This is a genomic window from Kitasatospora atroaurantiaca (assembly GCF_007828955.1).
In the GTDB taxonomy this organism is placed as follows: domain Bacteria; phylum Actinomycetota; class Actinomycetes; order Streptomycetales; family Streptomycetaceae; genus Kitasatospora; species Kitasatospora atroaurantiaca.
Window position 1 is genome coordinate 4,503,302 of the sequence record NZ_VIVR01000001.1, and the last position, 20,853, is coordinate 4,524,154.

16 protein-coding genes and 1 tRNA gene are annotated in these 20,853 nt (G+C 71.3%); 10 read left to right on the forward strand and 7 right to left on the reverse strand.

Going from position 1 to position 20,853, the window contains the following annotated elements:
• Positions 1 to 73: 73 nt before the first annotated feature.
• Positions 74 to 1,597 (reverse strand): carboxyl transferase domain-containing protein, encoded by a 1,524-nt coding sequence (locus FB465_RS20705; protein ID WP_170290649.1) that lies wholly within the window; start codon positions 1,595 to 1,597, stop codon positions 74 to 76.
• 181 nt (positions 1,598 to 1,778) lie between these two features.
• Here FB465_RS20705 and FB465_RS20710 point away from each other — a divergent pair.
• Both FB465_RS20710 and FB465_RS20715 read left to right on the forward strand, forming a co-directional pair.
• Positions 1,779 to 1,851, forward strand: a tRNA-Arg gene (locus tag FB465_RS20710).
• A gap of 171 nt (positions 1,852 to 2,022) precedes the next feature.
• The gene (locus tag FB465_RS20715; RefSeq protein ID WP_145792687.1) at positions 2,023 to 2,385 is read left to right on the forward strand and encodes a cupin domain-containing protein; all 363 of its coding nucleotides are present in this window, start codon (positions 2,023 to 2,025) and stop codon (positions 2,383 to 2,385) included.
• Positions 2,386 to 2,491: 106 nt separating this feature from the next.
• Here FB465_RS20715 and sigJ read toward each other — a convergent pair whose 3' ends face one another.
• On the reverse strand, positions 2,492 to 3,376 hold the full coding sequence (sigJ, locus tag FB465_RS20720; RefSeq protein ID WP_145792689.1) for an RNA polymerase sigma factor SigJ: 885 nt from the start codon (positions 3,374 to 3,376) through the stop codon (positions 2,492 to 2,494).
• 102 nt (positions 3,377 to 3,478) lie between these two features.
• On the opposite strand from sigJ, the gene FB465_RS20725 reads away from it, so the two are divergent.
• Positions 3,479 to 4,243 (forward strand): SDR family oxidoreductase, encoded by a 765-nt coding sequence (locus FB465_RS20725; protein ID WP_425461195.1) that lies wholly within the window; start codon positions 3,479 to 3,481, stop codon positions 4,241 to 4,243.
• Here the strand turns inward: FB465_RS20725 and FB465_RS20730 are convergent.
• Entirely contained in the window at positions 4,240 to 4,764 is a 525-nt protein-coding gene (locus FB465_RS20730) for a MarR family winged helix-turn-helix transcriptional regulator (RefSeq protein WP_145792691.1), read from the reverse strand. The two genes, FB465_RS20725 and FB465_RS20730, sit on opposite strands and share 4 nt — an antisense overlap.
• 52 nt (positions 4,765 to 4,816) lie before the next feature.
• Here FB465_RS20730 and FB465_RS20735 point away from each other — a divergent pair, with 52 nt between their 5' ends.
• A complete protein-coding gene (locus FB465_RS20735) occupies positions 4,817 to 5,497 on the forward strand; it encodes a TIGR03086 family metal-binding protein (protein WP_145792692.1) in 681 nt (226 codons plus the stop codon).
• Positions 5,491 to 5,922, forward strand: coding sequence for a hypothetical protein (locus FB465_RS20740; RefSeq protein ID WP_145792694.1), 432 nt, complete (start codon positions 5,491 to 5,493; stop codon positions 5,920 to 5,922). The genes FB465_RS20735 and FB465_RS20740 overlap by 7 nt, the downstream gene beginning before the upstream one ends.
• Positions 5,923 to 6,013: 91 nt before the next feature.
• Here FB465_RS20740 and FB465_RS20745 read toward each other — a convergent pair whose 3' ends face one another.
• Positions 6,014 to 7,477 carry an MFS transporter gene (locus tag FB465_RS20745; RefSeq protein ID WP_145792696.1) on the reverse strand — a complete coding sequence of 488 codons (1,464 nt, stop codon included), beginning with the start codon at positions 7,475 to 7,477 and terminating at the stop codon, positions 6,014 to 6,016.
• Between the two features lie 259 nt (positions 7,478 to 7,736).
• On the opposite strand from FB465_RS20745, the gene FB465_RS20750 reads away from it, so the two are divergent.
• From FB465_RS20750 to FB465_RS20775, 5 genes are all read left to right on the forward strand, one after another.
• A complete protein-coding gene (locus tag FB465_RS20750; protein ID WP_145792698.1) occupies positions 7,737 to 8,492 on the forward strand; it encodes a DsbA family oxidoreductase in 756 nt (251 codons plus the stop codon).
• Positions 8,493 to 8,645: 153 nt separating this feature from the next.
• A complete protein-coding gene (locus tag FB465_RS20755; RefSeq protein ID WP_145792700.1) occupies positions 8,646 to 9,668 on the forward strand; it encodes a beta-ketoacyl-ACP synthase III in 1,023 nt (340 codons plus the stop codon).
• A gap of 66 nt (positions 9,669 to 9,734) precedes the next feature.
• Positions 9,735 to 10,016, forward strand: a complete 282-nt coding sequence (locus FB465_RS20760) for an acyl carrier protein (RefSeq protein WP_145792702.1) — start codon at positions 9,735 to 9,737, stop codon at positions 10,014 to 10,016.
• Between the two features lie 365 nt (positions 10,017 to 10,381).
• Positions 10,382 to 11,437 (forward strand): ketoacyl-ACP synthase III family protein, encoded by a 1,056-nt coding sequence (locus tag FB465_RS20770; RefSeq protein ID WP_145792704.1) that lies wholly within the window; start codon positions 10,382 to 10,384, stop codon positions 11,435 to 11,437.
• A 134-nt stretch (positions 11,438 to 11,571) separates the two neighbouring features.
• Positions 11,572 to 13,923: a right-handed parallel beta-helix repeat-containing protein gene (locus FB465_RS20775; RefSeq protein ID WP_170290650.1), complete on the forward strand. Its 2,352-nt coding sequence runs from the start codon at positions 11,572 to 11,574 to the stop codon at positions 13,921 to 13,923.
• 75 nt (positions 13,924 to 13,998) lie between these two features.
• Here FB465_RS20775 and FB465_RS20780 read toward each other — a convergent pair whose 3' ends face one another.
• The 3 genes from FB465_RS20780 to FB465_RS20790 all read right to left on the reverse strand — a co-directional run bounded on the left by FB465_RS20780 (position 13,999) and on the right by FB465_RS20790 (position 20,573).
• Positions 13,999 to 17,124, reverse strand: coding sequence for an N-acetylmuramoyl-L-alanine amidase (locus FB465_RS20780; RefSeq protein ID WP_145792707.1), 3,126 nt, complete (start codon positions 17,122 to 17,124; stop codon positions 13,999 to 14,001).
• 275 nt (positions 17,125 to 17,399) lie between these two features.
• Positions 17,400 to 19,346, reverse strand: coding sequence for a murein biosynthesis integral membrane protein MurJ (gene murJ, locus FB465_RS20785; protein ID WP_246192754.1), 1,947 nt, complete (start codon positions 19,344 to 19,346; stop codon positions 17,400 to 17,402).
• Between the two features lie 423 nt (positions 19,347 to 19,769).
• Entirely contained in the window at positions 19,770 to 20,573 is an 804-nt protein-coding gene (locus FB465_RS20790; protein WP_145792709.1) for a phosphatase PAP2 family protein, read from the reverse strand.
• Positions 20,574 to 20,853: the final 280 nt, after the last annotated feature.

A 20,853-nucleotide genomic window follows, 5' to 3' on the forward strand; every position in this document is an offset into this window, starting at 1 on the left:
CACCCTAAATGTGCAAACCGGACGACAGAATACGTGAGACCCGCTCCGCTCGGTTCTCGCGCGGGCGCGGGCCCTACGGCCGAGCGCTCCCCAGGCGCCGGTTACGGCGCGCCCTGGCCGCCAGCCGCGCCGCCTCCGGCTCCGCCGCCAGCGCGGCCAGGGCCGACGCGACGGCGCTGCCCACCCGGGCGCAGAACTCGGCCGGCTCCTCGGCCGCGTCGGGGTACTCGGGCAGCACCTCGTCCACCAGACCGACCGCCGCCAGGTCGTACGCGCCGATGCCCTGTGCTCGCGCCAGCTCGGCGGCATGGTCGCCGTCCCGGTGGACGATGGCCGAGGCGCCCTCGGGCGGCAGCGGCGCCAGCCAGGCGTGCTGGGCGGCGAGGACGCGGTCGGCAGGCAGCAGCGCGAGCGCGCCGCCCCCCGAGCCCTGGCCGAGCAGCACCGCGAGCACGGGGGTGCGCAGGGCCACCAGCGTGTTCAGGCACCGGGCGATCTCCAGGGCCACCCCGTCCAGCTCGGCCTGCACCGAGAGCTCGGCACCGGCGGTGTCCACCACCGTCACCAGCGGCAGGCCGAGCTGCTCCGCCATCCGCGCCGTGCGGCGGACGCACTGCAGGTCGGCGGCGGTGAACGGGCGATCGCTGCCGGTCACTTGCCGCTGCTGTCCGACCACCACCGCCGGCTGCCCTTGGAAGCTCGCCAGCGCACGGACCAGAGCGCCGCTCCCGCCGCCGTTCCCACCGCCGCTCCCGCCGCCCGGAGCTGACAGCGGCAGCAGGCCCTCGGCCGTCCGGTCGAGCAGCTCCCGGGCCCCGGGGCGCTCCGGCCGTCGCGTCCGCCGCACGGCCTCCCAGGCGTCCGGCGGCGGGGCCGCGGCCTCTTCCCGTTCCACCCCTGCCGTCGGGGTGGCCGGCCGGCCACCGAGCACCGCGAGCGCGCGGTCCAGGACACCCGCCAGCTCGCCCGGCGGCACCACGGCGTCGATGAGCCCCCGTGCGGCGAGCGTCTCGGCGCGCTGCACCTCGGCGGGCAGCTGGACGCCGCGCAGCTCCTCGTACACCCGCGGCCCGAGGAACCCCAGGCGCGCACCGGGCTCGGCCAGCACCAGATGGCCCAGCGTCCCCCAGGAGGCGAACACGCCGCCCATGGTGGGGCTGCGCAGATAGGTCAGGTACGGCAGGCCGGCGGCCTGGTGGGCCTGCACGGCGGCGGTGATCCGGACCATGCAGAGGAAGGCCGCCGAGCCCTCCTGCATCCGCGTCCCGCCCGAGACGGGCAGAGCAAGCAGCGGCAGCCGCTCGGCCGTCGCCCGCTCCACCGCCAGCGTGATCCGCTCGGCGGTCGCCACCCCGATCGAGCCGCCCAGGAAGCCGAACTCCGACACCACCAGCGCCACCGGCCGGCCCGCCACCAGGCCGTGCCCCGTCGTGACGGCCTCGTCCAGCCCGGTCCGCTCGCGGGCCCTCCCCAGCGCCGCCCGGTACCCCTCGTCCGCCGGGGCAGCCTCGACCGGGACGTCCCAGCAGGTGAAACTGCCCGGATCGAGCAGCAGGTCGATCAGTTGACGCGCCGTCAGTCCGGTCCCGATGGTCATCCGCCCGCCGTCCCCCAGTTCTACGAGTGATCCAGCGTACACACCGCCCCACCGCCCCTCGGGTCATCCACCCGACCTGCCCGCACCAGGTGTCCTGCGAATAGGGGGCGATCTCCACGGATCAGATCCGGTACCCTGTCGGAGGTTGCGCGGCCGTCACCAACAGGCCGGACGCACCCCCGCCTCAGTAGCTCAGGGGATAGAGCACGGCTCTCCTAAAGCCGGTGTCGCAGGTTCGAATCCTGCCTGGGGCACACCGCCGGAGACGGCGACGCGCGTGGAAAGGGCCGGCTCACGAGGTATGAACCTCGGGAGCCGGCCCTTTGTCGTCGGTCCGGTCACCGGGGCGGGAACCCCCAGGATGCGATCACGGCGTGCCCGCATGACGATGGCGGTGGGGCAATGATCGAACTAGGAGAGTCCCGATGGCTGGTCTCGTTCGCAAGAGCTTCGATTCGGCTGAGGAAATCCGCCAGTTCGAAGCGGGCAAGGGCAAGCTCGAACTCGTCAACCTCGACGCCGGGGCGGTGGGTCGGTCGACGTTCGAGCCCGGCTGGCAGTGGTCCAAGCACATCAAGCCGATCGCGGGGACCGACAGTTGCCAGGCCTTCCACACGGCCTACTTCATCTCAGGGCGCATGAAGGTCGTGCTGGATGACGGCGAGGAGACGGAATACGGCCCGGGCGACTTCGGGATCATCCCGCCCGGTCACGACGCCTGGGTCGTCGGCGATGAGCCATCCGTGGTCGTCGACTGGACGGGCTTCGGGGACTACGCCAAGCGGTAGCGGCTCGCCTACGTGCGAGTTCTGGCACGTGCGAGTTCTGACACCGAGCACGACGAGGCCTCAGCCCATGGGCTGAGGCCTCGTCACGGCGGACACCGTTGCCGTGCTAGTCGTCGAGGACCGTCAGGTCGAGCCGGTGGAGGCGTTCGGGGTCGGACAGGACGTCGATGGCGACGATCCTCCCGTCCGTGACGGTGAAGGCCATGACGGACAGCGGTCGGCCCTCTGCGGCGACCACCACGCCGGCGGCTCCGTTGATCAGTGCCGGTCGTACGAACGGGGAGAAGCGGCTGAAGGTGACCGCCTGGCCGGCCACGGTCCGTGCGCCGGAGATCACGACGGTGTGGCGGGCACGCGCGACGCCGCCGTCGGACCGCAGCACGACCTCGGGGTCGAGCACGGCGACGAGCCCCTCGAAGTCGCCGTCGCGGGCGGCGGCGAAGAACGCGTTGACGATCTCACGCTGACGGGTGCGGTCAGGGTCGGGAACGGGGGCCTGCCCCTGCACCCGGCGGCGGGCGCGGCTCGCGAGTTGCCTCGTGGCGGCCGGGGACCGCTCGATCATCGGAGCGATCTCGTCGAAGGGCACGGCGAACATGTCGTGCAGCACGAACGCGAGCCGCTCGGCCGGCGCCAGCGTCTCCAGCACCACCAGCAGCGCCAGCCCGACCGAGTCGGCCAGCAGCGCTTCCTGCTCGGGGTCGACCCCCTTCTCGTTGCTGATGACCGGGTCGGGCATACGCAGCTCGAGAGGGTCCTCGCGCCGCTGCTCGCGCGAGCGCAGCATGTTCAGGCACACCCGTGCCACCACCGTGGTCAACCACCCGGCAAGGTTCTCGACGTCGCTGGTGTCGGTGCGATCGAGGCGCAGCCAGGCTTCCTGGACGGCGTCATCGGCCTCGGTGAGCGAACCGAGCATCCGGTAGGCCACCGCTCGCAGACGGGGCCGGTGCTCCTCGAAGCGCTCTATCAGCCGTGCACTCTCGTCCACCGTGTCACATTCCTTCCTCGCGGCGGGTCATAGCTGTAGACCCACGAACGCAACGGTTGTATCCGGGAGATCGACTCCCGGGCGAGCGAATTGGAGATCACCGTGACGACCTCACCCATCCTGGTCACCGGCGGCACCGGCACGCTTGGCGGCCACGTCGTCCCCCTGCTGCGGGCAGCGGGCCGCGAGGTGCGGGTGCTCAGCCGGCACCGCCGTGAGTCCGGGGACGGCATCGAGTACGTGGCCGGCGACCTGCTCAAGGGCGAGGGGATCGAGGCCGCGGTGGACGGGGTCGAGATCGTCCTGCACCTCGCGGGTGGCCCCAAGGGCGACGACGAGGCGACCCGGAACCTGGTGCGGGCCGCGTCGAAGGCGGGGGTGCGGCACCTGGTGTACATCTCGGTCATCGGGGCGGACAAGGTCCCGCTGGGCTACTTCAAGGCCAAGCTGGGCGCGGAGCAGGCCGTGGCCGACTCCGGCATCCCGTGGACGACGCTGCGTGCCGCCCAGTTCCACGACCTGGTCCTGACGGTGGTGGAGAAGATGGCGAAGCTTCCGGTGATCCCGGTCCCGGGCGGACTGCGGTTCCAGCCGGTCGACTCGCGCGAGGTGGCCGCCCGGCTCGTGGAACTGACGCTCGGCAAGCCGGCCGGCCTGGTACCCGACCTGGCCGGGCCGAAGGTGTACGGGATGGCCGATCTGGCTCGCGGACACCTGCAGGCACGCGGCAAGCGCCGGTTGATGATGCCGGTACGGATGCCGGGAAAGGCCGGCCGCGCGTACCGGGCCGCCGAGAATCTGTCTCTCGAGGGGGCTGCTGTGGGCGAGCGGACCTGGGAGGACTTCCTGGCCGAGCGGGTCGGCTAGTACTCGGCCGCAGTCGGACCCTGGCCCGTCCCCGGTCCGGGCTTCGTCAGGGTCAGGACCGGGAGGGTGGACAGGCTCCGCAGAGCCCGGAGGAATCCGTTGCGGTCCGCGGCCGGCAGCTGGGCGAGCAGGCGCTCCTCGCCCTCCTGGACGGCGGATTGGACGGCGTCCCGCAGCCGCCGGCCCTCGGCGGTGAGCGACAGCAGGCGCACCCGCCGGTCAAGGGGGTCGGGCTGGCGGCGGATCAGTTCGCGGGCCGCCAGGTCGTCGAGGACGGCGATGATGCGGGTCTTGTCCGCCCGGATGGCCTCGGCGAGTGCGGCCTGGGTGCGGATCGGCGTCTCGTCGAGGTGCAGCAGCACCGAATACGCCCACATGGTCAGGCCGTGGGCGTCGAGGATCGGCTGCTCAGCGGCCATCAGGGCACGGCCGAGCGGCACGACCATCGCCGCGAGGTCGGGGCGGGCCGGCCCTCCCCGCGGTGTGGTGCTCCCGCTCCCGTGAGCTGCGTTCTCGGCCATGGCCACGAAAATACCCGTTGACAATTCATATGCTCACGCAGATCGTAAGCACATGCATACGGATTGGGAGCGGACGGACTTCGACCGCACACGACGCCTCCATGCCCAGGCGGTCCGGGACAGCGTGACCCTGGTGGGCCAGGTGACCCCCGAGGATCTGCCCCTGCCGACGCCCTGCGCAGCGTGGGCGCTGAGCGATCTGCTCGCCCACATGACGGCCCAGCACCGGGGATTTGCGGCGGCCGCGCTCGGGCACGGCCAGGACCTGACGCACTGGGAGGTCCGGCCGCTCGGCGGGGACGCCGTCGAGCAGTACGGCGAGGCAGCCGAGCAGGTCATCGCGGCGTTCGCGACCGTGGCCGCCCCGGACCGCGCCCTCACCCTCCCCGAATTCACCGCAGCCCGGACGTTCCCCGCAGCCCGGGCCATCGGCTTCCACCTCATCGACTACGTGGTGCACAGCTGGGACGTCGCCCGCAGTCTCGGTCTCGCGTACGACCCCGGGCCCGAACTCCTGCAAGCCGCGCTGCCGATCGCCCGCGCAGTGCCGGACGGCGACTCCCGGGTCGCCCCGGGCAGCCCCTTCCGGCCGGCGCTGGCCGCGGACCCCGACGCGGGCCCGCTGGAGCTGATCCTGACGGCCCTGGGCCGGTCGCCGGACTGGCGGAGCCCGGTCCGGGATGCGGCAGCCGGCTCGCCCCAGGGCACCGCAGTCTGCGACACGACATGCTGAGGTCCTCCTGGACGCCCGGCCAGGACCACGGCCACGGCGGCCCGGTACTGGTCAGCGTCACCGACTTCACGCTCGACAGGATCGCGGACCTGCCCGGCGTCTACCGCGCGGCCCGCCGGCTCGCGGCGGACTGGGCTGAGCTGGAGGGGGCGCACGGGTTGTGGCTGTGGGCGGTCCCCACGGCCCGTCGGTGCGGTGCCGTCGCCGTGTGGAGCGACGCGGCCGCTCTGCACCGCTTCATCGCCTGGCCACCCCACGTCGCGATCATGCGCCGGTACAAGGGGCGCGGCACCCTGGCCTCAACCACGTGGCAGGCTGAGGGATTCGACCCGACGGCCACCTGGACCCGCGCCCGAGCCGCCCTCGGGGCCGGGCAGACGGGAGTCGGCCGACCGGGGCCTCCGGGATGCATCCGCGCCGGGTGAGCACGTCTCAGGTCGGTGAGCCGGGCGACGTACCCGTCGCCGTCAGACTCACCGACCTGAGTGTCCGGCAGACCCTGGTCTGTCCACCTGGTCAGAGCGCTGCGGCTGCCCGCTCCTCGGTCGAGCGGCGAAGGAGGAGCGCGATGACCAGGGCGGCGAGCAGCACCACGCCCGCGTCGATGGCCAGGGCCAGGCGGACGCCCGAGAGCACCGCCTCGCTCGTCGAGTGGGTCGCCTCCAGGGCGTGGATGCGGCTGGTCGCGACGGCGCTCAGCACCGGGATGCCCGCGGCGAGGCCCACCTGCTGGGTCATCGTGGCCAGACCGGTGGCGAGCCCCTGCTCCTCGTCGGGGAGGCCGGAGGTCGCGGTGATCATGTACGAGACGACGGCGGTCAGGTGGCCGAAGGCGCCCACCGTCAGCGCGGCGAGCACCAGGGCGATGCTGCTGCTGTCCCCGGCGACCAGGAACATCCCGAGCGGCGCGACCGCCTGCAGCACCATGCCGCTGACCAGGCCGAGGCGGTTGCCGAAGCGGCCGACGATCCGCGGGGCGATGACCCCGCCGAGGAAGGCCGAGACGCCCAGTACCGAGAAGGCGAGACCGGTGGCCATCGCCGAGTACCCGATGACCTCCTGCAGATAGAGGGTGGCCAGGAAGATCACCGCGGTCTGCATGGTGATGGCGATCAGGCCGCCGAAGTTGCCCCACCGCACGCTCGGCTTGCGCAGGATCCACACGGAGGCGAGCGGGGCGTCCGAGCGCAGCTCGATCCGCCAGAACGCGCCGAGCAGGACGACGCCGAGTGCGATGAAGCCGAGCACCAGCGGGCTGCCCCAGCCCAGGCCGCCGGCCCGGGAGACGCCGTACACCAGCGAGACCAGGCCGACGCTCACGGTGACCGCGCCGGGCACGTCCATCCTGGCCCGCTCGGTGATCTTGCTCTCGGCGAGCAGCAGCGGGGTGAGGACGATGATCGCAACGCCGACCGGCACGTTGATCAGGAAGGCCCAGCGCCAGCTCAGCAGGTCGGTGAGCAGGCCGCCGACGACCGCGCCGACGGTGAATCCGGCCGAGATCATCGCGCCGTTCACACCCAGCGCCTTCGCGCGCAGCGGACCCTCGGGGAACGACGTGGTGAGCAGGGCCAGGGCGGACGGGGTGGCCATCGCGGTGGCCACACCCTGGGCGACCCGCGCCGCGATCAGGACGGCGGGCTCGTTCGCCGCGCCCCCGACCAGCGAGGACAGCACCAGGAGCGCGATGCCGGCCAGGAAGATCCGGCGGCGGCCGTAGATGTCGGCGACGCGGCCGAAGAGCAGCGTGAACCCGGCGGCGGTGAGGGCGAACGCCGTGGCGATCCACTGCAGGTCCCCGACCGCGAAGCCGAGTCCGTCGCCGATGACCGGGATGGCCACGTTGAGCAGGGAGAAGTCGGCGGCGAGCAGGAACGTCGTGCTGAGCAGCAGTACCAGGATCGCTCGCTGCCGCCGCGTCATGCGCGGCTGCGGTGGGCTGGCGCTGTCCGGGATCGCTCGCTCGTCCAGGACGGACATGGTGAACACCTTTCGCTCTGACTCAGCACGCTATGTGAATTTAATTTTCAATAAAACGGATGGGAAGGGACTCTGACGATGGTTCGACAGTGGGGGATGCGCGGTCGACCCGGAGGGAGTCACTTCGTCAGGTCCGGGGAGCCGCAAGAGAGGTGACGGAGTCACCGGGCGCCGGTTCCGTCGGGTGTGGGGCCCTGGCCAGAATGCCGCCATGCCGCACGTCGGCATTGCAACCCCCTACGGCCCGGAGGAGAGACTCATGGCCACGCAGGTCGAACCAGGCACGCGCCCCACGCCGGACGCCCCGCAGAGCACGGACGGACTGTTCTCGCCCGACCTGGGGACGGTGACCGTCTGGTCGGACATCGGCTGCCCCTGGGCGACCCTGGCCCTGCACACCCTGCACGCCGCAGCCCGGCGGCGCGGTGAGCAACTCCTCGTCGACCACCGGGTCTTCCCGCTGGAGCTGTTCAACCGTCAGTCCACACCCAAGCCGATCATCGACGCCGAGATCGTGGCGATCGGGGCCAAGGCTCCCGAGCTGGGTTGGCGGCTGTGGTCGTCGCCCGAGTGGAGCTACCCGGTGACGACGCTGCCCGCGATGGAGGCCGTCCAGGCCGCCAAGGCCCCGGCCGTCGGCGGCCTGGCGGCCAGCGACGAGCTGGACACCGCGCTGCGCCGCGCCTTCTACGCCCAGGGCCGGTGCATCAGCGTCCCGTCGGAGATCCTCGACGTCGCCGCGGAGTGCGAGTCGGTGGACGAGGCGGCGCTGGCCGAGGCGCTGGAGCGTGGTGCGGGGCGGGCCGAGATCTACCGGGACTTCGCGGTGGCCAGCGGCCCGCGGGTCCAGGGCAGCCCGCACATGTTCACCGCCGCCGGCGTCGATGTGCACAACCCGGGCGCCACCTACCGGTGGACGGGAGACCCCTATGACGGCGGTTTCCCGGACTTCACGGCCTACTCGGAGGCCTGGGCGGAAGAACTGCTCGACAGCCTGCAGCAGAAGCCCAGCTGAAAGGCGAGCTCTGGTCAATTGCGGCCCCCGGGCCACCTGACAGAGTAGATTTCCGGAATTTGCCCGGCCCGGCGCGTTCGCATTCCAATTCCATGGAAGGCAGTTGCCGTCAGCGCGGATACGTACCCAATTCCCTGTGTGGAGGCCAAGGCCATGAGCATTACGCCGCAGTCCGAGCAGCGCGTCGCGGTTCTCAAGGGACTGGGGACCTATCTTCCCCCGCGTGTGGTCAGCAACGAGGAACTGTCCGGGCGGCTCGAGACGAGCGACGAGTGGATCAGGACCCGGACCGGGATCCGGCAGCGCCACTGGGCCGACCAGGGGACGGCGACGGGCGATCTCGCCTTCGAGGCGGGGGCCCGCGCGCTCAAGGCCGCAGGCGTCGAGAAGGTCGACGCGGTGGTCCTGGCCACCACCACCCCCGACCACCCCTGCCCGGCGACCGCCCCGGCCGTCGCCGCCCGCCTCGGGCAGGGGACGGTGCCCGCCTTCGACGTCTCCGCCGTCTGCGCCGGCTTCGTCTACGCCACGGCCGCCGCGTCGAGCCTGATCGTGGCGGGACTGGCCGAGCGCGTTCTGGTGATCGGTGCGGAGACGTACTCCACCATCCTCAACCCGGAGGACCGGACCACCTCGGTGATCTTCGGTGACGGCGCGGGGGCGATCGTGCTGGAGGCCGGCACCGCGGGCGAGCCCGGAGCGCTGCTCGGCTTCGACCTCGGCAGCGACGGCGAGTACCCGGACCTGATCAGCATCCCGGCCGGCGGCTCCCGGCAGCGCTCGGAGGGCACCGCCCCCGACCCGTCCGCGTACTACTTCTCGATGCAGGGCAAGCAGGTCTTCGCCCACGCGGTGAACAGGATGGGCGAGTCCTCCGCCGCCCTGCTCGAGCGGATCGGCTGGCCGACGGAGTCCGTCGACCGCCTGGTCGGGCACCAGGCCAACGTCCGCATCCTCCACTCGCTGGCCGATCTGCTCGGCGTCGAGCGTGAGCGCGCGGTGGTGAACCTCGACCGGGTGGGCAACACCTCCGCGGCGTCCATCCCTCTCGCCCTGGCCGACGCCGTGAACGGCGGGGCCGTCAAGCCGGGTGACCGGGTGCTCATGACCGCCTTCGGCGGCGGCCTCGCCTGGGGCTCGACCGCGCTGGTCTGGCCGGACGTCGACGTCGTCTGACCCCTTGAACGAAAACTGCGCCGGAGAGGTGCAGAAGAAGCAGACAGGAAAGCGAGAGGAATCGCGATGAGCGCGACCGAGAAGCGTATCGACATGCGAATTGCCGAGCACATTGTCGAGATCCTGGTGGAGAAGTACGAGATTCCCACCGAGACCCTCGAGCTCACCGCCGAGTTCGAAACGATGGAGCTGGACTCGCTCGTCCTGGTCGAACTGGCGGTGATCCTGCAGAAGCACTACGGGGTCAGCGTCGACGACTGGGAGATCGAGGCCGCGAAGACCATCGAGAACACCGTCGCCATGCTCCACGACAAGGGAGTTCCGGCACCCGCGTCGGCCGCCGTCTGACGAATCGGCCGGCCGCCGCTGCCGCCGTTCCCTTCAGCCCGGGTACAGGGGGAATCCTGATGACTTCACGATTCATTGGCAAGGTCACGCGGGTCACCGGAGGGGGCTCCGGGATCGGCAGGGCGAGCACGCGGGCCCTCGCCCGGGAGAGTGCCGCCGGGCCGGCGCCGTCGGGTCCGCGGGAGACCGTGGCGCCGGCCGAGGCGGAGGGCCCGGACGGGTTCAACACCTCCTGGATAGGGCTGTTCGACGCGATCGGTGCACAGCTCGAGCAGAACCTCCTGGCTCTGAGGCCCCGGTGCTGACCGTCCGCCCTCAGGCCTCCCCGTCTCGATGATGTTTCGGAATCGGAAGGAAGTGCACAGATGAAGTACGAGGACCTGTACATATCCGGCGTCGGCTCGTGGTACCCGAAACCGGTGCCGGTGGACAAGGCCATCGATGCCGGCTGGTACGACGAGGGGACCCGGCGGCGTACCGGGCAGCTCAGCGCGACCGTGGCCGGGGACGACGACTCCCAGCCGGAGATGGCCGCCCGCGCAGGCACGCTGGCGGTACGTCAGGCAGGCCTCGCGCAGAGCGACTTCGGGCTCCTGCTGCACGCCACCACCGGGTTCTGCGGCCTGGACGGATGGAACGTCGGCTCCTATCTGCAGCACGAGGTCCTGGGCGGGCACGGCGTCGCTTTCGAGGTCCGGCAGCAGTCCAACGGCGGCATGGCCGCGATCGAGCTGGCCGCGGCCTACCTGGCGGCCGGGACCGACCGCACCGCAGCCCTGATCACCGCCTCGGACCGCTTCGCCGAGCCGGTCTGGGACCGCTGGCGGGCGTACACCGGGCTGGTGCTGGGTGACGGTGCGAGTGCCGCGGTGCTCTCCCGGCAGCCCGGCTTCGCCCGGGTGCTGTCGGTGGCGACCGAGAGCCGCGCGGAGCTGGAGGGTGCCCAGCGCGGCGACCTGCCGTTCCGGGCCAACCCCGACCCGAGCGACGCGGACGCGTACCCGATCAGCCTGATCAACCGTATGAAGGGCTTCGCGTCCAACGGGATGGGCCTGTCGGAGATCTTCCGGCGGATGAACGCCTCGCTGATCAAGGCGGTGGCGGTCGCGACGGATGAGGCGGGGATACGCCCCTCGGACGCCGATCACCTCATCTTCCCCAACTTCGGCCGGACGATGCTGCAGCAGGAGGTTCTGGAGCCGCTGGGCCTGGACCTGGACCGGACGCTCTGGCAGTGGGGGCGGGAGATCGGCCACGCGGGTGCGACCGACCAGTTCGGCGCCCTGGACCACCTCGGCCGTGAGGGGCTGCTGGAGCCCGGTCAGCGGGTCCTGATGACGGGAATCGGGCTGGGATTCAACTGGACGTCCGCCGTGGTGGAGATCCTCGAGCGGCCCACTCCCGTCGGGCCCCAGCTGTGACGGCAGGGTGACGCCCCCTCAGGGGGCACCCCGTCACCGCAGGTGAAAGCCGTGTGAAATGATCCGCGCACCGTTCATCGGATGCGGTGGTACAACCCCCTTCCGGTGGGCGAGCGAATCCACTTCTTTCGCCTTTGGGGGGCATCATCAAGACACGAATAGGCGCTCTGACCGGCGCCGTGGTGCTCGGCGTCGTGGGCCTGCCGGCCCTCGGCGCCAGCGTCGCGGCGGCCGACGGCGCGAACCTCTACGTCAACAACGCGGCCGGGGCGCACTGCTCCGACTCCGGCCAGGGCACCCAGCTGCAGCCGTACTGCACCATCTCGGCGGCCGCCGCCAAGGTGCAGGCCGGCCAGACGGTGAACATCGCTTCGGGCGACTACCCCGAGCAGGTCACCATCACCCACTCGGGCACCGCCCAGGCCCCGATCACCTTCACGGGCACGATCGGCCCGCTGACCGGGTATCCCTTCCCGGACACCCGGGTCGGCGGCGGGTGGAACAGCTCCTTCGCGCACGGCTTCGCGCTCAAGGGAGCGGAGCACGTCCGGATCCGCAACGTCGACGTCAATGCCAAGCAGGAGGCGGTGCTGGTCGACGGCGGCTCCGACGTCACGATCTCCCAGAGCCTGCTCTCGGGCGGCATGCCCTCGGGCAACATCTACGGGTTCCCGGCCGTCCGGGTCACCGGGTCCGCCAAGGCGGTGACGCTCGTGCAGAACGGCACCGTCGGTACGGGCGGCTTCGCCAAGCTGGAGTCCGGGGTCCAGGGCACGGTGATCTCGGCCAACGACCTCCGTACCTCGCGGCTCACCGGCGTCGTGGCGGACTCGGCGCCGGGCACCGTGATCGTCGGCAACACCTTCTCGGCCCAGTGCCACGACGTGGTCGAGCTGGCCGGGGCGTCCACGGGCGCGACCGTCGAGAACAACGTGATCTCGACCTCGGACGCGAACAACCACCTCAACCCGCTCTGCGCGGAGGCCTCGACCTTCGTCGGCCTGCGGGTGGCCGCCGAGGCGGTGACCGGTACCAAGGTCGCGTACAACGTGTACGACGCCCAGGACGGCAGCCCCGCCTACAGCTGGGCGGGCAAGACGTACGACGACGTCGCCCTGTTCGCCGCCGCCACCGGCCAGGGGGACCACGACGTCATCGGCGAGGCCGAGCTGCGCGGCTGGGAGGGCGACTCGGGCGGCAAGGCCTCCCCGATCGTCGACTCGGCGGACGAGAACGCGCCCGGCATGCCGGCCGGCGACAGGTTCGACGTCCGCGCCGTGGACGACCCGTGGGTGGCCGACACCGGCACCGGCTCGGGCCGACGCGACCGCGGTGCGCACGAGCTGGACAACTTCGGTACCCGCTACACGCCGGTCGGCCCGGTCCGGGTGCTCGACACCCGTGGCGGTACGGGCGTCGATGCGGGTGCCGTACCGGCGCACGGCACCGTCGAGCTGCCGCTCACGGGTCTGAACGGCGTCCCGGCGGACGGGGTCACGGCCGTGACGATGAACGTGACGGTGACCGAGGCCGCCGCTGCCGGATACCTGACGGTCTTCCCGCACGGGGACGACCGCCCGACGGCCTCGAACCTCAACTGGACCGCGGGGCAGACCATCCCGAACCTGGTGACCGTCCAGGTGAAGGACGGCAAGGTGTCGTTCTACAACGGCAGCAGCGGCACCGTGCACGTGCTCGCCGACCTGCTCGGCTACTTCAGCACCACGGGCAGCGGCTTCACCTCGACCACGCCGCACCGGCTGCTGGACACCCGGTACGGCACCGGCGCCCCCAAGGCGCCGCTGTCGGCGGGCGGCACGCTGGACCTGCAGGTGGCGGGCGTGAACGGCGTCCCGGCCACCGGCCTGACCGCCGTGACCCTGAACGTCACGGTGACCGAGCCGACCGACCACGGCTACCTGACCGCGTACCCGCACGGCGGTGACCGTCCGACGGCCTCGAACCTCAACTGGTCGAAGGGACAGACGATCCCGAACCTGGTCACCGTCCCGGTCAAGGACGGCAAGGTCTCGCTGTACAGCGGCGGCGGCTCGGGGACGGTCCAGGTCGTCGCGGACCTGGCCGGGTACTTCACCGCGACCGGCGGCGACAAGTACCACGCGGTCGCGCCGCGGCGCGTGATCGACACCCGGGCGCCGTGGTTCTCGGACGGCATCGGCGAGTGGCAGCCGGCCAAGCCGGTCGGCGCCGGCCAGGTCCAGGTCGTCCGTGACGTCGGCTACTCGAACGCCACCGCAGTGGCCCTGAACGTCACCGTGACCGGCGGAACCGCGCCCGGCTACCTGACGGTCTACCCGCAGGGGGCCACTCGTCCGACGGCCTCCAACCTCAACTGGACGGCCGGCCTGACCATCCCGAACCAGGTGGTCGTCGCGACCAGCGAGTCCGGCCAGAACAGCTTCTTCAACGGAAGCGCGGGCAGCGTGGAGCTCATCGCCGACATCAACGGCTACTACGCCCCCTGATCCACCGGACAACAGCTGTGGCCCCGGCCCCCGCCGTAGCGGGAGCCGGGGCCACAGTGCTGTGCGGACCAGGCGTCAGTTGGTGTAGTAGCCGGTGATGTCGGCCAGCAGGTCGGCGCTTCCGGCCCGGTTGAAGAAGGCGACCTTGCCGTTCACGACCGGGACGACGACCAGGTTCGGGATCACCTGGCCGGCCTTGAAGTTGAGGTTGGAGACGTTCGGGCGGGTGGTGCCGTCCGGGTAGACGGTGACGAAACTGTCCGCCGAGGGGAGCACCGCGGTGACGTTGAGGACCACGGCCGTCACCCCGGAGCTCGGCAGCCCGGCCTTGCCGGCGACCTGGAGGGTCAGGGTGCTGCCGGCGCCGACCTTGGCCTGCGGTGCGCCGAGGCCGGACCGGGTGTCCAGCAGCCGGGTCGGGCCCGCGCTGGTGAAGGTCGAGGCGCCGTCGGGCGCGTAGTAGCCGGTGATGTCGGCGAGCAGGTCGACGCTGCCGGCCCGGTTGAAGAGGCTGACCTTGCCGTCGGTGATCGGGACGATCACCAGGTTCGGGATCGTCTGCCCGGCGGTGAAGTTGAGGTTGGAGACGGTGGGCATGGTGCTTCCGTGCGGGTAGACCGTCACGAAGCTGTCGGCGGTCGGGCCGGTCGCCGTGACGTTGAGGATCACGCCCGTGGCGTTGGCGGGCACGCCCGCGTTGCCGGCGACCTGCAGGGTCACCTCACCGCCGGCGCCGACCTGCGCCTTGGGCGCGCCGGTGCCCTCCCGGGTGTCCAGCAGACGGGTCGGCGTGGTGGTGGTCAGCTTCGAGGTGCCGTCCGGCGTGTAGTAGCCGGTGATGTCGGCGAGCAGGTCGACGCTGCCGGCCCGGTTGTAGAAGTTGACCTTGCCGTTGACGACCGGGACGACCACGAGGTTCGGGATGACCTGCCCGGCACTGAAGTTGAGGTTCGACGCCAGCGGGCGGGGCTGCCCGTCCGGGTAGACCGTCACGAAGCCGTTGGACGTGGGCGCGACGGCGGTGACGTTCAGGATCACCGAGGTGGCGTTGGCGGGCACGCCGGTGTCGCCGCCGGTGACCTGCAGCGAGACGGTGCGGTCGGCGCCGACCTTCGCCGCCGGCGCGCCGAGACCGGACCGGGTGTCCAGCAGGCGGGTCGGGCCGAAGGGGGTGTAGCCGCTCGGCGCGGGCGTGGTAGCGGCGACCACGTCGACGTCGTCAGCCTTCACGTACGCGATCCGGTGGTTGTACCGGATCTCGTAATACTTGGTCGAGCCAACGATCACACTGTTCTTGGCCCAGTCGGAGCCGTCGTCGTTCGCCACGTGGTAGTTGTCACTGATCACCGGGCCGGAACCGAGAACGGCGTAGAGCTGTCCGGTCGGGACGGTGGCTGTAGGAGAGAGCGGGGTGACGTCGTCCGCCTTGATGCCGGCCGGATACGCCAAGGCCTCGGGGAAGGCACGCCCGTACACCGGGGCGTCGTTGTTCTTCGGCTTGACCAGGAGCTGCTTCGTCCGGTCATCCGCAACGCCGTTCTGGCCGTTCGGGTTGTAGAACCAGGCCTTGGAGCCGCCGAACCAGATGGCTGTCCAGTCACCCTTGAGGTCTGCAATGACGAAGGACTGTCCCGACACCGCCTTGGCGCGACCGTCAGAGGCGTCGGTCCCGCCACTGTTCACCAGCGCGTAGCTGGTGCCGGGGCCGGTGTACAGGTAGACGAAGTTTCCCGGCATGGTGGGGCAGGGCTGGCCAGGGTACTCCCTGCTCGGGTCGGGGCCGCAACCGGTGACGCTCGGCTGGTTGGCCGTGGTCAGCGGAGGGTCGATGACGACCTTTCCGCCGACGAGCAGCGAGCCGCCGCCGTTGGACCTGATCGGTGAGCCGAGCAGGTCCATGTAGTGGTCCCAGTCCCAGAGCGTCCCCGGATCCCAGTGCTCGCCGCCGAGGTTGTACGCGGGGACGGGAACGTCGTCGTGACCGAGAATGTGCTGGCGGTCCAGCGGGACGCCGAAGCGGTCGGCCAGGTACTTGGTGAGCAGCGCGGAGTTCTGGTACTGCTGATCGGTGTACCAGGAAGCGTTGGGGATGGCCCAGCCCTCATGCTCGATCCCGATGCTATGCATGTTCACATAGCGGTTGCCCGCATGCCAGGCGACATCCTTGGTGGCCACCAGCTGGGTCACCTTGTTGTTGTTGCCCCCGACCAGGTAGTGGGCGCTAGCCTGCTTGGCCGGGTTCTTGAAGACCGAGAGCGCACCATCGTAGGCGCCCTCGGTGTCGTGGACGATGATGTAACGGATGTCCTGACCGTCTGCCGGACGGTTGAACTTGGCGTAATTGCCGTAGCTCAACGAGCTACCGCTTCCCGTCGACTGGTAGGCGGCATTGACGATGTCGCAGTTCAGGGTCGGTGGGCACTCGACGGTGGACACGTCGCGCGGCGAAGCCGCGAGCACTGGGGTCGACACCTGGGCGTTGGGCCCCAGAGTGACGTGCTGTCCCTCGACGGTCGTCCGCTCGGCGCCGGTCTTGATCGTTCTGTACACACGGTCGGCGAACTGCCGCCCGCCGTCGGCAGCCGGCGACTGACTGAAGCGCACCACCGCGTCGTACCAGGCGGAGGCGTCAGCGGAGGCGGGCTTGCCGATCTCCTTCTGGTACTTGGCGATCAATGCGGCGCCGCCACGGACACTCTGCGCGGTGTCGGTGCGCAACGCAGCCGTCGGCTGACCGATCAGGCGCGCGGCGGCCTCCAGGGTGTGCAGTGCAGGGCTGTCGATCGGTGCGGTCGTGCTGCTCGGCGTGGCGGCGGACTTCGCGACGGCGTGGGCGTCCTCGCCGGCGCCGCCTTCCTCGCCCTGGGTGATGGCCACGGCGGCGGGATCGACCTGGGTCAGGCCCATCACGTTGTAGTTGCCCGTGGTGCTCGGCTGCCCCTGGTGGGACTCCCAGCGGGTCTCCTGGTACGAGAGCGCCAGCAGCACGCTCTGCGGCACGTGGAACTCGGCGGCCGCGGCGGCGAACTGGCGCTGCAGCGCGTCCGACCCCGCCGAGGCGGCGGCGGGAGTGGTGCTCGCGCCGGCGAACAGGGCGAACCCGGTGGCAGTGGCGGCAGCGGCGGCGGTGACCGCCAGCGGTATCCGCAGCTTGTGTCTGCGGCGGTGCGAGGCGCGGTGTGCTCGGTGTGTGGCAGTCAACGGAGTCTGTGGACCTTCCCGTGTCCGAACCGGCTGTGGGGGCCGGGCGCGTATGCGGGCCTCCAGGGGGCACTCGGTCGGCTGGTCGTGGCTTGCCGGTGCGCCTGATCACTCGGAGGCTGGGCCGACGCTAACACCTGATCGAGTGCCCACCATCGACCGGGGTCGGTTCGACACGCCGCGGGCCGCGGACGAACAGGCGGGATACGAAGCGCCTCCTGACGGAGCGTCGGACGGTCCGTCAGGAGGCCCGGCAGGCTCCTCTTCCGGGGTTCCTAACGGCGGTGCTTACCGCCGACGGCGGCCGGGGCCGGGTACGGGATCCGCAGCTTGCGCGCCAGCGGCGCCACCGCCGCGCCGGCGCCCAGCGGGCGGGCCAGCACGAAGAGCGAGAGCAGGACGGCGAGCGACCCGGCGGAGAGGCCGGCCAGGTTGCCGATCATGCCGCCGCCCAGCGCGCTGCCGCAGCGGGCGGCGATCCAGTGCGCGGCCAGCGCACCCGGCGCGCAGGCCAGCGCGAGCGACAGGTGCAGCAGCACCACCCGGCCGCCGTCCAGACCGCTGCGGGTGCTCGGGCGACGGGCGCCGCCGAGCTCCACGGTGGCGTCGGCGGGCAGCGCGGCCGCGGCCTCGGCGCGCAGCCGGCGCCCGAGGGCGCGGCCGGTGATGATCATGCCGATGGTGGCGGCCGCGGTGTGCGCGCCGCCCATGCCGACGATGATCCAGCGGGCCGGCAGCAGGAAGTACGCGACGGCGGAGAGCGCCACGTTGCTGCCCGCGATCACCGTGGTCAGCCAGAACGGCGTCCGGGCGTCGCTCATCGCGTAGAAGCCGCGTGCCAGGGCGTACTGGGCGCAGAAGGCCGGGAGGCCGATCCCGAAGACCATCAGCATCTGGGCCATCACGGAGACGGCGAAGTGTGTCGTCTGGCCGTGACCGTAGGCGAGTCCGGTGATCTGCGGGGCGAGCGCGATGAAGAGCGCGGCGGCCGGCACGATCATGCCGGCCGAGCTCCGAAGGGTCTGCGACAGCTCGGCGCCGAGGTCCTCGAACCGGCCCGCGCTCACCGCACGGGACATGCTCGGCAGGATCGCGGTGACCAGCGAGATCGTGATGATGCCCTGCGGGACGACGAAGAGCAGGTAGGCGTTGTTGTACGAGACGTAGCTGAGGCCCGAGGGAAGGCCCTCGTGGATGGCCTGCGACTCGGCTCCGGTGGCGAGGCGGGTGATGGCCAGGAACGCGAGCTGGGTGACCACCACGAGCAGCAGCGCCCAGCCGGCTGCGCGGAGCGGGGTCATCAGACCGGAGCCGCGCCAGTCGAAGCGTGGCTGATAGCGGAAGCCGGACGAGCGCAGCGAGGGCAGAAGTGCCAGCGCTTGGACGAGGATGCCGAAGGCGCTGCCCAGGCCGAGCAGCATGGTCGCGCCCGAGGTCATCTGCCCGGCGTTCTCGGCGTGGGTGCAGATGGCCATGTACAGCCCGAAGACGGAGATGACCACGACGTTGTTGAGCACCGGGGCCCACATCATCGCGCCGAACTTGTCCCGCGAGTTGAGCACCTGCCCGAGGAGGCCGAAGAGCCCGTAGAACAGGATCGCCGGAAGGCAGTAGCGGGCGAGCGCGACCGTCAGGTCCCGTTGGACCTGCTCGTCCGGCCCGTAGTGGGCGTAGGTGTCCACCACCCAGGGCGCGCCCACGGAGGCCGCGAGGGTGATCACCAGCAGCGCGACCCCGCAGACCGTGAGCAGGCGGTTGGTGTAGGCGACGCCGCGGTCCTGATGGGTCTGGGCGGCGCGTACCAGCTCGGGCACGAAGACCGAGTTCAGCACGCCGCCGATGAGCATGATGTAGACGGTGTTCGGGAGCATCGTCGCCACCGCGTAACCGGTGCCGAGCGGGCCGGCGCCCAGGGCACCGGCGATCACGCCGGCCCGGACGAAGCCGAGGGCGCGGGAGGTGAGCGAGCCCAGGGCCATGATCAGGCCGTTGCGGGCGGTGGAGGAGGCCTTGGCCGCCGGGGCTTCCTGCGGCTCGTCCTCGGCCCGGCGCTGACCGGGCACCTGCTGGCCGAGCTGGACGGTCGGCTGGCCGCCGCCGTACTGACCGCTTCCGTACTGACCGCCGTACTGGCCGGCGGGCCCGGTGGGAAGCTGCCGGAGCGGCATGGTGGGCGGGTCCGCGTACGAGCCGGAGGACTCGTCCGTCGTGTGCATGGTCATCGGACCCCCGTCACTCGGTGCCTGGGCAGTGGGGCTGCGGGGCCTCCGCAGCGGCTGTCCGGCGCATCTTCGGTGTAAGGAGCCTCGGTGTACGGAGCCGGTGCTGCCTCGTACGACCGGCTCGGTCCGCGCCGTCGTGCTTGGTTCCCCCGGGTCGGGCGCAGGAGCACCCAGCCGGAGAAGTCTGCCCTACGGCGGCACTCCGTGTGGACCCCTGTGCCGTGTGCTGGAGATCTCCGCGGGCTGCTCAGCGGCGCAGCGGCCGCCGCCGTGAGGCTCGGATCCGGGTCGATTGCCCGGTTTTGTGGCCATTTGGACGGTGCCGGTACGGACTGATTTGGTTGGTGAGCCACTGCCCCGATCCCTCCCCCGTGCCGCCGGGCGGCAGTGTGACGTTTCTCACTGTCCGTCAGGATCCGCTGCTCAGCGGCCCTCCCGCGGTGGCGGCGGCGAGGAGCTTCCGGAAGCCAGGACGCGCTGCACCCGGGGTCTGGTTCGCCAGTTGACCCGCCGGACGTCCCGGGTCAGCGCGCCGGGCCGCCACAGCTCCACCGCGACCGTCACCCCGCCCAGGACGAGGCCGGCGGCCAGCCAGCCGCCCAGCACGTCGCTGGGCCAGTGCACCCCCAGCGCGATCCTGGTCCAGCCGATCGTGAGCACGGTCAGCGTTGCGACGGTGACGGCGACCGCCCGTCCGGCCCGGTTGGCCTGCGGCCAGACCAGGATCACCAGCGCGGCGCAGGTGATCGCGGAGGCGAGCGCGTGGCCGGACGGGAAGGCCGCACCGGACGCGTGGGCGACCGGGTCCACGAAGTGCGGCCGCGCGCGGCCGACGGCGGCCTTGCCCGCCCAGTTGACCAACCAGCCGACCAGGCACTGCACGGCGGCCCAGGCGGCGAGGGCCCGGGCGCCGATCGCCCAGAGCCAGACGGCCGCCAGCCCGAGCAGGGTGCGCATGGTGATCGTCCCGCCGATGTCGGAGAGCGTCTGCACCGAGGCGGTCCACACGGTGTGGCGGCGGGCGTAGCCGTGCAGCGAGTCGACCCATCCGTGGTCCAGTCGGGCCAGCGGACCCCAGCCGCTCTGCACCAGGGCCAGCAGTACCCCGAGCAGGGCGGCGCAGCCCAGTGCCAGCCCCGCGGCTCTCAGTAGCCGCCGGTGATGGCGTGGGTCGGGGGCGGCGTCGGCCCCGGAGTCTGCGGGGCCGGCGTCGGTGGACGGGTGCATGGCTGACACCTTCCCAGCGGGAGGCTTGGTTCCGGCTCCGCGCCGATAGCAATTTGGCATCTTTTGTGGGGAGAAGCTGCGGACGGCCGGTGTCGTTCGTTGTTCCGATACGGAGGCGGTGGGCCGCACTGCGGCTGAACTCCAGGTGTCGGCGCGGTCACCCATGGTTGATGATCACGGGGAAAAATCTGCAGGATACTGCATCGCCGGAAGAATCTGGGCGAGTTGGGAATGTTGTCCGAATTCTGTGCGTTGGATCGTTACGTGTGAGCCTCCACGA

What these genes read in the sequence shown, in the direction of transcription:
- FB465_RS20705 (WP_170290649.1), bottom strand. Translation starts at nt 1,597, where the DNA reads ATGACCATCGGGACCGGACTGACGGCGCGTCAACTGATCGACCTGCTG.
- FB465_RS20715 (WP_145792687.1), top strand. Translation starts at nt 2,023, where the DNA reads ATGGCTGGTCTCGTTCGCAAGAGCTTCGATTCGGCTGAGGAAATCCGC.
- FB465_RS20730 (WP_145792691.1), bottom strand. Translation starts at nt 4,764, where the DNA reads ATGGCCGAGAACGCAGCTCACGGGAGCGGGAGCACCACACCGCGGGGA.
- FB465_RS20735 (WP_145792692.1), top strand. Translation starts at nt 4,817, where the DNA reads ATGCATACGGATTGGGAGCGGACGGACTTCGACCGCACACGACGCCTC.
- FB465_RS20740 (WP_145792694.1), top strand. Translation starts at nt 5,491, where the DNA reads ATGCTGAGGTCCTCCTGGACGCCCGGCCAGGACCACGGCCACGGCGGC.
- FB465_RS20745 (WP_145792696.1), bottom strand. Translation starts at nt 7,477, where the DNA reads ATGTCCGTCCTGGACGAGCGAGCGATCCCGGACAGCGCCAGCCCACCG.
- FB465_RS20750 (WP_145792698.1), top strand. Translation starts at nt 7,737, where the DNA reads ATGGCCACGCAGGTCGAACCAGGCACGCGCCCCACGCCGGACGCCCCG.
- FB465_RS20755 (WP_145792700.1), top strand. Translation starts at nt 8,646, where the DNA reads ATGAGCATTACGCCGCAGTCCGAGCAGCGCGTCGCGGTTCTCAAGGGA.
- FB465_RS20760 (WP_145792702.1), top strand. Translation starts at nt 9,735, where the DNA reads ATGAGCGCGACCGAGAAGCGTATCGACATGCGAATTGCCGAGCACATT.
- FB465_RS20770 (WP_145792704.1), top strand. Translation starts at nt 10,382, where the DNA reads ATGAAGTACGAGGACCTGTACATATCCGGCGTCGGCTCGTGGTACCCG.
- murJ (WP_246192754.1), bottom strand. Translation starts at nt 19,346, where the DNA reads ATGACCATGCACACGACGGACGAGTCCTCCGGCTCGTACGCGGACCCG.
- FB465_RS20790 (WP_145792709.1), bottom strand. Translation starts at nt 20,573, where the DNA reads ATGCACCCGTCCACCGACGCCGGCCCCGCAGACTCCGGGGCCGACGCC.